This window comes from Streptococcus mitis SK564 (assembly GCF_000148525.1).
Lineage (GTDB): Bacteria > Bacillota > Bacilli > Lactobacillales > Streptococcaceae > Streptococcus > Streptococcus mitis_H.
The window spans coordinates 39,704-54,306 of record NZ_AEDU01000013.1 but is presented as its reverse complement, the minus strand read 5'-3'; the positions used below and the strand labels follow the sequence as shown (position 1 = coordinate 54,306).

At 37.2% G+C, this 14,603-nt stretch carries 13 protein-coding genes and 1 pseudogene; all 14 read left to right on the top strand.

Translation table 11 applies throughout. The annotated features are described in order from the left end of the window. Positions 1-888, top strand: an 888-nt coding sequence (locus tag SMSK564_RS0102375; RefSeq protein ID WP_000407724.1) for an SIALI-17 repeat-containing surface protein, incomplete at its 5' end; no start/stop codon positions are given. A gap of 290 nt (positions 889-1,178) precedes the next feature. Beyond that, positions 1,179-1,882, top strand: a pseudogene (locus SMSK564_RS07480) (N-acetylmannosamine-6-phosphate 2-epimerase). A 24-nt stretch (positions 1,883-1,906) separates the two neighbouring features. Then, the gene (locus SMSK564_RS07475) at positions 1,907-2,359 is read left to right on the top strand and encodes a YhcH/YjgK/YiaL family protein (RefSeq protein WP_000587483.1); all 453 of its coding nucleotides are present in this window, start codon (positions 1,907-1,909) and stop codon (positions 2,357-2,359) included. An 18-nt stretch (positions 2,360-2,377) separates the two neighbouring features. After that, entirely contained in the window at positions 2,378-3,715 is a 1,338-nt protein-coding gene (locus tag SMSK564_RS07470; RefSeq protein WP_000738776.1) for an ABC transporter substrate-binding protein, read from the top strand. Between the two features lie 78 nt (positions 3,716-3,793). Further along, on the top strand, positions 3,794-4,678 hold the full coding sequence (locus tag SMSK564_RS07465) for a carbohydrate ABC transporter permease (protein ID WP_000237985.1): 885 nt from the start codon (positions 3,794-3,796) through the stop codon (positions 4,676-4,678). Continuing rightward, a complete protein-coding gene (locus tag SMSK564_RS0102365; protein ID WP_000730332.1) occupies positions 4,678-5,511 on the top strand; it encodes a carbohydrate ABC transporter permease in 834 nt (277 codons plus the stop codon). Before SMSK564_RS07465 ends, SMSK564_RS0102365 begins: the two co-directional genes overlap by 1 nt. 17 nt (positions 5,512-5,528) lie before the next feature. After that, positions 5,529-7,622 (top strand): neuraminidase NanB, encoded by a 2,094-nt coding sequence (gene nanB, locus SMSK564_RS07460; RefSeq protein ID WP_001042183.1) that lies wholly within the window; start codon positions 5,529-5,531, stop codon positions 7,620-7,622. A 12-nt stretch (positions 7,623-7,634) separates the two neighbouring features. Then, positions 7,635-8,738, top strand: coding sequence for a Gfo/Idh/MocA family protein (locus tag SMSK564_RS07455; RefSeq protein WP_000241736.1), 1,104 nt, complete (start codon positions 7,635-7,637; stop codon positions 8,736-8,738). Between the two features lie 172 nt (positions 8,739-8,910). Then, a complete protein-coding gene (locus SMSK564_RS07450) occupies positions 8,911-9,609 on the top strand; it encodes an N-acetylmannosamine-6-phosphate 2-epimerase (RefSeq protein ID WP_001135677.1) in 699 nt (232 codons plus the stop codon). A 112-nt stretch (positions 9,610-9,721) separates the two neighbouring features. Continuing rightward, the gene (locus tag SMSK564_RS07445; protein ID WP_000672106.1) at positions 9,722-11,050 is read left to right on the top strand and encodes an ABC transporter substrate-binding protein; all 1,329 of its coding nucleotides are present in this window, start codon (positions 9,722-9,724) and stop codon (positions 11,048-11,050) included. A gap of 327 nt (positions 11,051-11,377) precedes the next feature. Then, entirely contained in the window at positions 11,378-12,244 is an 867-nt protein-coding gene (locus tag SMSK564_RS07440; RefSeq protein WP_161800819.1) for a carbohydrate ABC transporter permease, read from the top strand. A 15-nt stretch (positions 12,245-12,259) separates the two neighbouring features. Beyond that, positions 12,260-13,099, top strand: coding sequence for a carbohydrate ABC transporter permease (locus tag SMSK564_RS07435; RefSeq protein ID WP_001192008.1), 840 nt, complete (start codon positions 12,260-12,262; stop codon positions 13,097-13,099). Positions 13,100-13,369: 270 nt separating this feature from the next. After that, positions 13,370-13,822 carry a NanQ anomerase/TabA/YiaL family protein gene (locus SMSK564_RS07430; protein WP_000575442.1) on the top strand — a complete coding sequence of 151 codons (453 nt, stop codon included), beginning with the start codon at positions 13,370-13,372 and terminating at the stop codon, positions 13,820-13,822. Positions 13,823-13,841: 19 nt separating this feature from the next. Then, positions 13,842-14,486 (top strand): YesL family protein, encoded by a 645-nt coding sequence (locus SMSK564_RS07425; protein ID WP_000057509.1) that lies wholly within the window; start codon positions 13,842-13,844, stop codon positions 14,484-14,486. The last annotated feature ends 117 nt before the right edge of the window (positions 14,487-14,603 follow it).

Below are 14,603 nucleotides of genomic sequence, written 5' to 3'. Positions count from 1 at the left end.
GCAGAAGTTCCAGAGTACAGAGGTTTCCTATCCACATTAGGTAATTCTCCAGCTCCTACAGTCGCTAAGCCAGAGTTTACAGGTGGCGTGAATGGTGCGGATGCTGAGATTCATCACCTTCCAGACTTCACAGGCGGAGTGAATGCAGTAACTAGTGTTGTGTATGATGTAGAAAATTATACAGAAGTATTATCTACAGCAGGAGAAGGAAGTTCAGTAGTGAAATCTACTGATAAACAAGTAAATAATAAAGACAGTAAGGATGAAGCAGAAACTAAGCACGTTATCACAGGAATTGCTAGTTCACAACGTATTTTAAAAAATGAAACAGGAAGTATTCAAATTCAAGCTTCAGAAGAAGTATTGAAAAATATGATAGGTATTCAAATGCAAGAAGTTCAAGTTAGTGATTTAAGTTCATTAAACTACAAAGCATTTGATATCAAATTGAAGGATGTAAATGGCAGATATGTTAAACCTGAAGGAAAAGCTCTTGTTACTTTTGCTACAGATCAGTCCGTTGAGAATGTTTATGCTGTAGATCCAGAAGGAAAACTACACACTATTGAATTCGAACAAAAAGATGGAAAGGTTATTTTTGAGACTAATAATTCTAGTATTTATGCGATGACTTTCCGACACTCCATTGACAATCCACCATTTAAAAAGCCTACAGAAGATAACAAGGCTGAGGAACTTTCACTGTCGCCTAAATTGTTATCAACAAATGAAAACTCTGAATCTAATCGATTAGAGAATAAAGTAAGTAATAACGAACAGTCTAAGTTACCAAATACAGGTGAGAATAAATCAATAACAACAGTTTTGCTTGGTTTTGCGGGAATGATCCTCGGAGTACTAATTTCCTATAAACAAAAAGACAGTTAACTTTGTCTGAAATCTCACTTTGAACTTCTATGTTAATCTAAAATAAACCAGTCTGGAGTCCTGTAAAAAGATGGGAATTCTAGACTGGTTTTATTGATATAGAAGTTTATCATAAGATTCGTAATTTTGAGTAATAGATACGGATATTTATGTTATCTGAAACTACTTTCAGAAACAGCTGTTCTATAAAATACTTTTGAAACTGAAATCTATTCTATGACAAAGTATTGAAAGCGCTTAACAAATGGTATATAATGACCTCATAAGAACAAGGAAAAGGAGGGGAGAGGATGCCACAGATTACTAAAGAAGCCTTGATTGAACAAATCAAAGATGGGATTATCGTTTCTTGTCAGGCCCTTCCTCACGAACCGCTTTATACAGAAGCGGGAGGAGTCATTCCCTTGCTGGTCAAAGCGGCTGAGCAAGGTGGAGCAGTCGGTATCCGAGCCAATAGTGTTCGCGATATCAAGGAAATCAAGGAGGTCACAAACCTTCCAATCATTGGGATAATTAAACGAGATTATCCACCGCAAGAACCCTTCATCACTGCTACTATGAAAGAAGTTGATGAATTGGCAGAACTTGATATAGAGGTCATTGCTCTGGATTGTACCAAGCGTGAACGCTATGATGGTTTAGAGATTCAAGAGTTCATTCGTCAGGTTAAGGAAAAATATCCTAACCAGCTCTTGATGGCTGATACAAGTCAAGTGCTTTCGAGGAGGGATTGGCAGCCGTTGAAGCAGGAATTGACTTTGTCGGAACAACCTTATCAGGATACACATCTTACAGTCCAAAGGTGGATGATCCCGATTTTGAATTAATCAAAAAACTCTGTGATGCTGACGTGGATGTCATTGCAGAAGGAAAAATTCATACACCTGAACAAGCCAAACAAATCCTGGGATATGGAGTGCGAGGCATCGTTGTTGGTGGCGCTATTACTAGACCAAAAGAGATTACAGAACGCTTCGTTGCTGGTCTTAAATAAAAAATAAAGAAAGGGGGATTGAGTATGATTATTACTAAAATCAGTCGTTTAGGAACTTATGTGAAAGTAAATCCACATTTTGAAACATTAATAGATTTTCTAGAAAAAACAGGACTAGAAAATTTAACAGAAGGTCCGATTGATATCGATGGTGATCGATTATTTGGGAATTGCTTTACTTATCTAGCAGACGGTCAAGCAGGAGCCTTCTTTGAAACTCACCAAAAATATTTGGATATTCATTTAGTTTTGGAAAACGAAGAAGCCATGGCTGTTACGTCGCCAGAAAATGTAAGCGTTACCCAAGAATATGATGATGAGAAAGATATTGAATTATACACAGGGAAAGTGGAACAGTTAGTTCATTTGAGAGCTGGCGAATGCCTTATCACTTTTCCAGAAGATTTACATCAACCCAAGGTTCGTATAAATGATGAACCTGTGAAAAAAGTTGTCTTTAAAGTTGCGATTTCTTAATGTAGAAAGGGAAGAACAATGAAAAAAATGAGAAAGTTTTTATGTTTAGCTGGAGTTGCGCTAGCAGCCGTTGCCTTGGTAGCTTGTTCAGGAAAAAAAGAAGCTACAACTAGTACTGAACCACCGACAGAATTATCTGGTGAGATTACAATGTGGCACTCCTTTACTCAAGGACCACGTTTAGAAAGTATTCAAAAATCAGCAGATGCTTTCATGCAAAAGCATCCAAAAACGAAAATCAAGATTGAAACATTCTCTTGGAATGACTTCTATACTAAATGGACTACAGGTTTAGCAAATGGGAATGTGCCAGATATCAGTACAGCTCTCCCTAACCAAGTAATGGAAATGGTCAACTCAGATGCTTTGGTTCCGCTAAATGATTCTATCAAGCGTATTGGACAGGATAAATTTAACGAAACTGCCTTAAGTGAAGCAAAAATCGGAGATGATTACTACTCTGTTCCTCTTTATTCACATGCACAAGTTATGTGGGTTAGAACTGATTTGTTAAAAGAACATAATATTGAGGTTCCTAAAACTTGGGATCAACTCTATGAAGCTTCTAAAAAATTGAAAGAAGCTGGAGTTTATGGCTTGTCTGTTCCGTTCGGAACAAATGACTTAATGGCAACACGTTTCTTGAACTTCTACGTACGTAGTGGTGGAGGAAGCCTCTTAACAAAAGATCTTAAAGCAGATTTGACAAGCCAACTTGCTCAAGATGGTATTAAATACTGGGTTAAAATGTATAAAGAAATCTCACCTCAAGATTCTTTGAACTTTAATGTCCTTCAACAAGCTACCTTGTTCTATCAAGGAAAAACAGCATTTGACTTTAACTCTGGCTTCCATATTGGAGGAATTAATGCCAACAGTCCTCAATTGATTGATTCGATTGATGCTTATCCTATTCCAAAAATCAAAGAATCTGATAAAGACCAAGGAATTGAAACCTCAAACATTCCAATGGTTGTTTGGAAAAATTCAAAACATCCAGAAGTTGCTAAAGCATTCTTAGAATCACTTTATAATGAAGAAGACTACGTTAAATTCCTTGATTCAACTCCAGTAGGTATGTTGCCAACTATTAAGGGGATTAGCGATTCTGCAGCCTATAAAGAAAATGAAACTCGTAAGAAATTTAAACATGCTGAAGAAGTAATTACTGAAGCTGTTAAAAAAGGTACTGCTATTGGTTATGAAAATGGACCAAGTGTACAAGCTGGTATGTTGACTAACCAACACATTATTGAACAAATGTTCCAAGATATCATTTCAAATGGAACAGATCCTATGAAAGCAGCAAAAGAAGCAGAAAAACAATTAAACGATTTATTTGAGGCTGCTCAGTAGATGTAAAAGACTAGAAAATAGGTGGGCTAGTGAGCTGAAAAGCCCTAGCCCAATCTTGTAAAAGAAGGGAGAAGGAGAATGGTTAAAGAACGTAATTTAACTCGCTGGATATTTGTTTTGCCAGCTATGATTATCGTAGGATTACTCTTTGTTTATCCGTTTTTCTCGAGTATTTTTTATAGCTTTACCAATAAGCATTTGATTATGCCCAATTATAAATTTGTTGGTTTAGCTAACTATAAAGCTGTGCTATCAGATCCCAACTTCTTTAATGCGTTCTTTAATTCAATTAAGTGGACCATTTTCTCATTAGTTGGTCAAGTTTTAGTAGGGTTTGTATTGGCTTTAGCTCTTCACAGAGTACGCCACTTCAAGAAATTATATAGGACCTTATTGATTGTTCCTTGGGCATTTCCTACAATCGTTATTGCCTTCTCTTGGCAATGGATTCTAAACGGGGTTTATGGCTATTTACCTAATCTAATCGTAAAATTAGGTTTAATGGAACATACGCCTGCATTTTTGACAGATAGTACATGGGCATTCCTATGTTTGGTGTTTATCAACATTTGGTTTGGAGCGCCGATGATTATGGTTAATGTACTTTCAGCTTTGCAAACAGTACCCGAAGAACAATTTGAGGCTGCTAAGATAGATGGTGCTTCAAGTTGGCAAGTTTTCAAATTTATCGTCTTTCCACATATTAAAGTGGTTGTAGGGCTTCTAGTTGTTTTGAGAACTGTATGGATCTTTAATAACTTTGATATCATCTATCTTATTACTGGTGGTGGACCGGCTAATGCCACAACGACGCTTCCAATTTTTGCTTACAACCTAGGGTGGGGAACTAAATTGTTGGGTCGTGCTTCAGCAGTCACAGTATTGCTCTTTATCTTCTTGGTGGCGATTTGCTTTATCTACTTTGCTATCATCAGTAAGTGGGAAAAGGAGGGTAGAAAATAATGAAGAAGAAATCCGGTATTTATTTAGATATTCTCTCACATGTACTCTTGATTGGTGCGACCATTGTTGCAATTTTCCCATTGGTATGGATTATCATATCTTCTGTCAAGGGTAAAGGGGAATTAACTCAGTATCCAACACGATTTTGGCCTGAACAATTTACATTAGATTATTTCACTCATGTTATCAACGATTTGCACTTTATTGATAACATTCGAAACAGTTTAATCATTGCCTTAGCTACAACCGTTATTGCGATTATTATTTCTGCTATGGCAGCCTATGGTATTGTTCGATTCTTCCCTAAATTGGGAGCAATCATGTCAAGATTACTCGTCATTACCTACATTTTCCCACCAATTCTGTTAGCAATTCCCTATTCAATTGCCATTGCTAAAGTTGGGTTAACAAATAGTTTATTTGGCTTGATGATGGTTTATCTATCTTTTAGTGTTCCATATGCAGTTTGGCTCTTAGTTGGATTTTTCCAAACAGTTCCAATTGGAATTGAAGAAGCAGCTCGAATTGATGGTGCAAATAAATTTGTTACTTTTTATAAAGTTGTGCTACCGATTGTAGCACCAGGTATTGTAGCAACAGCTATTTATACATTTATCAATGCTTGGAATGAATTCCTGTATGCTTTGATTTTGATTAACAATACAGGAAAGATGACAGTAGCAGTAGCCCTTCGATCACTTAACGGTTCAGAAATTTTAGACTGGGGAGATATGATGGCTGCATCTGTTATTGTAGTTCTTCCATCAATCATTTTCTTCTCAATTATCCAAAATAAGATTGCAAGTGGATTGTCAGAAGGATCTGTGAAGTAGACGAAAGAAGGAAAAAAATGAATAAGAGAGGTCTTTATTCAAAACTAGGAATTTCTGTTGTAGGCATTAGTCTTTTAATGGGAGTTCCCACTTTGATTCATGCGAATGAATTAAACTATAGTCAACTGTCCATATCTCCTATTTTTCAAGGAAGTTCATATCAACTGAACAATAAGAGTATAGATATCAGCCCTTTGTTATTAGATAAATTGTCTGGAGAGAGTCAGACAGTAGTAATGAAATTTAAAGCAGATAAACCAAACTCGCTTCAAGCTTTGTTTGGCCTATCTAATAGTAAAGCAGGCTTTAAAAATAATTACTTTTCAATTTTCATGAGAGATTCTGGTGAGATAGGCGTAGAAATAAGAGACGCCCAAAAGGGAATAAATTATTTATTTTCTAGACCAGCTTCATTATGGGGAAAGCATAAAGGACAGGCAGTTGAAAATACACTAGTATTTGTATCTGATTCTAAAGATAAAACATACACAATGTATGTTAATGGGATAGAAGTGTTCTCTGAAACAGTTGATACATTTTTGCCAATTTCAAATATAAATGGTATAGATAAGGCAACACTAGGATCTGTTAATCGTGAAGGCAAGGATCATTACCTCGCAAAAGGAAGTATTGATGAAATCAGTCTATTTAATAAAGCAATTAGTGATCAGGAAGTTTCAACTATTCCCTTGTCAAATCCATTTCAGTTAATTTTCCAATCAGGAGATTCTACTCAAGCTAACTATTTTAGAATACCGACATTGTATACATTAAGCAGTGGAAGAGTTCTATCAAGTATTGATGCACGTTATGGCGGAACTCATGATTCTAAAAGTAAGATTAATATCGCGACTTCTTATAGTGATGATAATGGGAAAACGTGGAGTGAGCCAACTTTTGCTATGAAGTTTAATGACTATGAGGAGCAGTTGGTTTACTGGCCACGAGATAATAAATTAAAGAATAGCCAAATTAGTGGAAGTGCTTCATTTATAGATTCATCCATTGTTGAAGATAAAAAATCTGGGAAAACGATATTATTAGCTGATGTTATGCCTGCTGGTATTGGAAATAATAATGCAAATAAAGCTGATTCAGGTTTTAAAGAAATAAACGGTCATTATTATTTAAAACTAAAGAAGGATGGAGATAATGATTTCCGTTATACAGTTAGAGAAAATGGTGTCGTTTATGATGAAACAACTAATAAACCTACAAATTATACTATAAATGATAAGTATGAAGTTTTGGAGGGAGGAAAGTCTTTAACAGTCGAACAATATTCGGTTGATTTTGATAGTGGCTCTCTAAGAGAAAGGCATAATGGAAAACAGGTTCCTATGAATGTTTTCTACAAAGATTCGTTATTTAAGGTAACTCCTACTAATTATATAGCAATGACAACTAGTCAGAATAGAGGAGAGAGTTGGGAACAATTTAAGTTATTGCCTCCGTTCTTAGGAGAAAAACATAATGGAACTTACTTATGTCCCGGACAAGGTTTAGCATTAAAATCAAGTAACAGATTAATTTTTGCAACATATACCAGTGGTGAACTAACTTATCTCATTTCTGATGATAGTGGTCAAACATGGAAGAAATCCTCAGCTTCAATTCCGTTTAAGAATGCGACAGCAGAAGCGCAAATGGTTGAAATGAGAGATGGTGTGATTAGAACATTCTTTAGAACTACTACAGGTAAGATTGCCTATATGACTAGTAGAGATTCTGGAGAAACATGGTCAGAAGTTTCGTATATCGATGGAATTCAACAAACTTCATATGGTACACAAGTATCTGCAATTAAATACTCTCAATTAATTGATGGAAAAGAAGCAGTCATTTTGAGTACACCAAATTCTAAAAATGGCCGTAAGGGAGGTCAATTAGTTGTCGGTTTAGTCAATGAAGAAGATGATAGTATTGATTGGAAATACCACTATGACATTGATTTGCCTTCGTATGGTTATGCCTATTCTGCGATTACAGAATTGCCAAATCATCACATAGGTGTATTATTTGAAAAATATGATTCATGGTCGAGAAATGAATTGCATTTAAGCAATGTAGTTCAGTATATAGATTTGGAAATTAATGATTTAACAAAATAAAGGAGAAAAAACATGGTTAAATACGGTGTTGTTGGAACAGGGTATTTTGGAGCTGAATTGGCTCGCTATATGCAAAAGAATGATGGAGCAGAGATTACTCTTCTCTATGACCCAGATAATGCAGAGGCGATTGCAGAAGAATTGGGAGCAAAAGTAGCAAGCTCCCTAGATGAGTTGGTTTCTAGCGATGAAGTAGATTGTGTTATTGTCGCAACTCCAAATAATCTTCATAAAGAACCAGTTATTAAGGCCGCACAACATGGTAAAAATGTTTTCTGTGAAAAACCAATTGCGCTTTCTTATCAAGATTGTCGCGAAATGGTAGATGCATGTAAAGAAAACAATGTAACCTTTATGGCGGGACATATTATGAATTTCTTTAATGGTGTCCATCATGCAAAAGAACTCATTAATCAAGGAGTCATCGGAGACGTTCTATATTGTCACACAGCTCGTAATGGTTGGGAAGAACAACAACCGTCAGTATCATGGAAAAAAATTCGTGAAAAATCAGGTGGTCACTTGTATCACCACATCCATGAGTTGGATTGTGTTCAATTCCTTATGGGTGGCATGCCTGAAACTGTAACCATGACAGGTGGAAATGTAGCCCATGAAGGTGAAAATTTCGGTGATGAAGATGATATGATTTTTGTCAATATGGAATTTTCTAATAAGCGTTTTGCCTTGTTAGAATGGGGTTCAGCTTATCGTTGGGGTGAACATTATGTTTTGATTCAAGGAACGAAAGGTGCTATCCGCTTAGACTTATTCAACTGTAAAGGAACTCTTAAGCTAGATGGACAAGAAAGCTATTTCTTGATTCACGAATCTCAAGAAGAAGATGATGATCGTACTCGTATCTATCATAGTACAGAGATGGACGGAGCAATTGCTTATGGTAAACCAGGTAAACGTACTCCGTTATGGTTATCATCTGTCATTGACAAAGAAATGCGCTATCTGCATGAGATTATGCAAGGAGCTCCAGTATCAGAAGAATTTGCAAAACTATTGACTGGTGAAGCTGCTCTAGAAGCAATTGCTACTGCAGATGCTTGTACCCAATCTATGTTTGAAGATCGCAAAGTAAAATTGTCAGAAATTGTAAAATAAATTTTGGTATTCTCCTATTATAGGTCAACTAGCTCCTCTGAAAGTACTTTTAGAGGAGCTGTTTGACTTGTCTAGTTTTTGAAACTGAAATCTATTCTATCACAAACTATTGAAAGCGCTTCATAAATGATATATAATAAACTCATAAGAACAAAGAAAAGGAGGAAAGAGGATGCCACAGATTACTAAAGAAGCCTTGATTGCACAAATCAAAGATGGGATCATCGTTTCTTGTCAGGCCCTTCCTCACGAACCGCTTTATACAGAAGCGGGAGGAGTTATTCCCTTGCTGGTCAAAGCGGCTGAGCAAGGTGGAGCAGTCGGTATCCGAGCCAATAGTGTTCGCGATATCAAGGAAATCAAGGAGGTTACCAACCTTCCAATCATTGGGATAATTAAACGAGATTATCCACCACAAGAACCCTTCATCACGGCTACCATGAAAGAAGTTGATGAATTGGCAGAACTGGACATCGAGGTGATTGCTCTGGATTGTACCAAGCGTGAACGCTACGATGGTTTGGAAATTCAAGAGTTTATTCGTCAGGTTAAAGAGAAATATCCTCATCAGCTCTTGATGGCTGATACTAGTATCTTCGAAGAAGGACTAGCAGCTGTAGAAGCAGGAATTGACTTTGTCGGAACAACCTTATCAGGATATACATCTTACAGTCCAAAAGTGGATGGCCCTGATTTTGAATTAATCAAAAAACTCTGTGATGCTGGCGTGGATGTCATTGCAGAAGGGAAAATTCATACACCAGAACAAGCCAAACAAATCCTGGGATATGGAGTACGAGGCATCGTTGTAGGTGGCGCTATTACTAGACCAAAAGAGATTACAGAACGCTTCGTTGCTGGTCTTAAATAACACAATTTAAAAACAGAGGAGAGTGGTGGATGCGTCGAATAAAATGAAAACGTATATAAACGCAAGAACTCATTATCCAATATGGATACGCTTATCAATTAGGAGAATACAAATGAAATTTAGAAAACTAGCTTGTACAGTACTTGCGGGTGCTGCGATTCTTGGCCTTGCTGCATGTGGTAATTCTGGTGGAAGTAAAGATGCTGGAAAGTCTGGTAGCGATAGTGGAAAAACAGAAATCACTTGGTGGGCATTCCCAGTTTTCACTCAAGAAAAAACTGGTGACGGTGTTGGAACATATGAAAAATCAATCATCGAAGCGTTTGAAAAAGCAAATCCAGATGTAAAAGTGAAATTGGAAACCATCGACTTCAAGTCAGGTCCTGAAAAAATCACAACAGCTATCGAAGCAGGAACAGCTCCAGACGTACTTTTTGACGCACCAGGACGTATCATCCAATATGGTAAAAATGGTAAATTAGCTGAATTGAATGATATTTTCACAGATGAATTTGTCAAAGATGTCAACAATGAAAATATCGTACAAGCAAGTAAGGCTGGAGATAAAGCCTATATGTATCCAATTAGTTCAGCCCCATTCTATATGGCTATGAACAAGAAAATGTTGGAAGAAGCTGGAGTTGCAAACCTTGTAAAAGAAGGTTGGACAACTGATGATTTTGAAAAAGTTTTGAAAGCGCTTAAAGACAAAGGCTACACACCAGGTTCATTGTTCAGTTCTGGTCAAGGGGGAGACCAAGGAACACGTGCCTTTATCTCAAACCTTTACGGCGGTTCTGTAACAGATAAAGATGTCACAAAATATACAACTGATGATCCTAAATTCGTCAAAGGTCTTGAAAAAGCAGCTAGCTGGATTAAAGACGGTTTGTTGAACAACGGTTCACAATTTGACGGTGGAGCAGATATCCAAAACTTTGCGAACGGTCAAACATCTTACACAATCCTTTGGGCGCCAGCTCAAAACGGTATCCAAGCTAAACTCTTGGAAGCAAGTAAAGTAGAAGTGGTAGAAGTACCATTCCCATCAGATTCAGGCAAACCAGCTCTTGAATACCTTGTAAACGGATTTGCAGTATTCAACAACAAAGACGACAAGAAAGTTGCTGCATCTAAGAAATTTGTTCAATTCATCGCAGATGATAAAGAATGGGGTCCAAAAGACGTTGTTCGTACAGGTGCCTTCCCAGTTCGTACTTCATTTGGTAAACTTTATGAAGACAAACGTATGGAAACAATCAGTGGTTGGACTAAATACTACTCACCATACTACAACACTATCAATGGTTTTGCTGAAATGAGAACACTTTGGTTCCCAATGTTGCAATCTGTATCAAATGGTGACGAAAAACCAGCGGACGCTTTGAAAGCCTTCACTGAAAAAGCTAACGAAACAATTAAAAAAGCTACAAAACAATAAGCACTAATACTCAATGAAAATCAAAGAGCAAACTAGGAAGCTAGCCGCAGGCTGTACTTAAGTACGGCAAGGCAACGCTGACGTGGTTTGAATTCGATTTTCGAAGAGTATAAATCAGATTGATTCCTCCCTTTTCCCAGTGCATAGTCTATGTAAGAAAAGGGAGGATTTTGTTTGAAATGTAAGGAACTGTCACGAAATTAAAATGAAGTTCTTACATAAGCGAATCTTAAAAAATTTCATTTTGATTTTAAAACAGTTCAAGAAAGTCAAAAAATTATTCTATTTGAAAGAGAGGTGCCGACTGTGAAAGTCAATAAAATTCGTATGCGGGAAACAGTGATTTCCTATGCTTTCCTAGCACCAGTGTTGTTCTTCTTTGTCATCTTTGTATTGGCTCCTATGGTGATGGGATTCATTACAAGTTTCTTTAATTACTCTATGACAAACTTTGAGTTTGTAGGCTTAAACAACTATATTCGTATGTTTAAAGACCCTGTCTTTATGAAGTCTTTGATTAACACGGTTATCCTGGTTATTGGATCTGTGCCAGTTGTTGTTCTATTCTCACTCTTTGTAGCATCGCAAACCTATCACCAAAATGCTATCGCTAGATCATTCTATCGCTTTGTCTTCTTCCTTCCTGTTGTAACAGGTAGTGTTGCCGTAACAGTTGTTTGGAAATGGATCTATGATCCGCTATCAGGTATCTTAAACTTTGTTTTGAAATCTAGTCATATTATTACTCAAAACATTTCATGGCTTGGTGATAAGCACTGGGCATTGATGGCGATTATGATTATCCTCTTGACAACTTCAGTTGGTCAGCCCATTATCCTTTATATCGCTGCTATGGGGAATATTGACAATTCACTGGTTGAAGCGGCGCGTGTTGATGGTGCAACTGAGTTTCAAGTTTTCTGGAAGATTAAATGGCCAAGCCTTCTTCCAACAACTCTTTATATTGCAATCATCACAACAATTAACTCATTCCAGTGTTTCGCCTTGATTCAGCTTTTGACATCTGGTGGTCCAAACTACTCAACAAGTACACTTATGTACTACCTTTACGAAAAAGCCTTCCAATTGACAGAATACGGCTATGCCAACACAATTGGTGTCTTCTTGGCAGTCATGATTGCGATCGTAAGCTTTGTTCAATTTAAAGTACTTGGAAACGACGTAGAATACTAAAGAAAGGAGACAGCTATGCAATCTACAGAAAAAAAACCATTAACAGCCTTCACTGTTATTTCAACAATCATTTTGCTCTTGTTGACTGTGCTGTTCATCTTTCCATTCTACTGGATTTTGACAGGGGCATTCAAATCACAACCTGATACAATCGTTATTCCACCTCAGTGGTTCCCTAAAATGCCAACCATGGAAAACTTCCAACAACTCATGGTGCAGAACCCTGCCTTGCAATGGATGTGGAACTCAGTATTTATCTCATTGGTAACCATGTTCCTAGTCTGTGCAACTTCATCTCTAGCAGGTTATGTATTGGCTAAAAAACGTTTCTATGGTCAACGCATTCTATTTGCAATCTTTATTGCTGCCATGGCTCTTCCGAAACAAGTTGTTCTTGTACCATTGGTACGTATCGTCAACTTCATGGGAATCCATGACACTCTTTGGGCAGTTATCTTGCCTTTGATTGGATGGCCATTTGGGGTTTTCCTCATGAAACAGTTCAGTGAAAATATTCCAACAGAGTTGCTTGAATCAGCTAAAATCGATGGTTGTGGTGAGATTCGTACTTTCTGGAGCGTAGCCTTCCCAATTGTAAAACCAGGGTTTGCAGCTCTTGCAATCTTCACCTTCATCAATACTTGGAATGACTACTTCATGCAGTTGGTAATGTTGACTTCACGTCAAAATTTGACCATCTCACTTGGGGTTGCGACCATGCAGGCTGAAATGGCAACCAACTATGGTTTGATTATGGCAGGAGCTGCTCTTGCAGCCGTGCCAATCGTAACAGTCTTCCTAGTCTTCCAGAAATCCTTCACACAGGGTATTACTATGGGAGCTGTTAAAGGATAATACTCTGCGAAAATCGAATTCAAACTACGTCAGCGTCACCTTGCCATACTTAAGTATTGTCTGCGGTTAGCTTCCTAGTTTGCTCTTCAATTTTCATTGAGTATAGGAAAATTAATCTATCAAAATACAGAAGTATATTTTATAGATTTAGAGAATATAGAGTTATAAGTGTCTACAAAATGTTGGGTATTTTCTTACCTTGGAGATTTTGTTAGACACTTATAAACTTAAGAATGGTTTTAGTTAACTATCAGAAACGAAGGAAAGAGTATGATTTTTGACGATTTGAAAAACATCACCTTTTACAAAGGAATTCATCCCAATCTAGACAAGGCTATCGACTATCTCTACCAACATCGTAAGGATTCTTTCGAACTAGGTAAGTATGATATTGATGGAGATAAAGTCTTTCTAGTTGTTCAGGAAAATGTCCTCAATCAAGCTGAAAATGACCAGTTTGAACATCACAAGAACTATGCAGATTTGCATTTGCTGGTAGAAGGACATGAATATTCGAGTTACGGTTCACGTATCAAAGATGAAGCAGTAGCATTCGACGAAGCGAGTGACATTGGCTTTGTTCATTGTCATGAAAACTACCCACTCTTGTTGGGTTATCACAATTTTGCAATTTTCTTTCCAGGAGAACCACACCAGCCAAATGGCTATGCAGGTATGGAAGACAAGGTTCGCAAATATCTCTTTAAAATTTTGATTGATTAAAAAATCAGGAGGAGCAAACATGGCACAAAAAGGAGTAAGCCTTATCAAGGCAGCATTTGATACAGACAACTTTCTCATGCGTTTTAGCGAGAAAGTCTTGGACATCGTGACAGTCAATCTTCTTTTTGTCGTCTCTTGTTTACCCATCGTGACGATTGGAGTGGCTAAAATCAGCCTCTACGAGACCATGTTCGAAGTTAAGAAGAGCAGACGGGTGCCTGTTTTTAAAATCTATCTAAGAGCTTTTAAGCAAAATCTGAAATTGGGTTTCCAATTAGGTTTGCTTGAGTTGGGTATCGTCTCGTTAAGCCTTCTAGATCTCTATCTCTTCTGGGGTCAGACAGCTATGCCTTTCCAAATGGTGAAAGCTATTTGTCTAGGCGTTCTTATCTTCCTCACTATCGTGATGTTGGCTAGCTATCCCATCGCTGCACGTTATGACCTATCTTGGAAAGAAATTCTTCAAAAAGGATTGATGTTGGCTAGTTTTAATGCTCCTTGGTTTATCTTGATGATTGCAATTATCTTTTTGATTTTGATGATTCTATATCTATCAGCCTTTACCCTTCTATTGGGAGGATCAGCTTTTATTCTCTTTGGTTTTGGACTCCTTGCTTTTTTACAAGTAGGAGTGATGGAAAAGCTATTTGCTAAGTATGAGTAAGGCTTGCAATTATTTCTGAAACTACTTTCAAACGCTCCAAACGCTATTCTATAAGCAAGAAACTAAAATCTAAGTGCCTACAAGATATTGAAAGCCTTTTCGGTAAAGTGTATACTA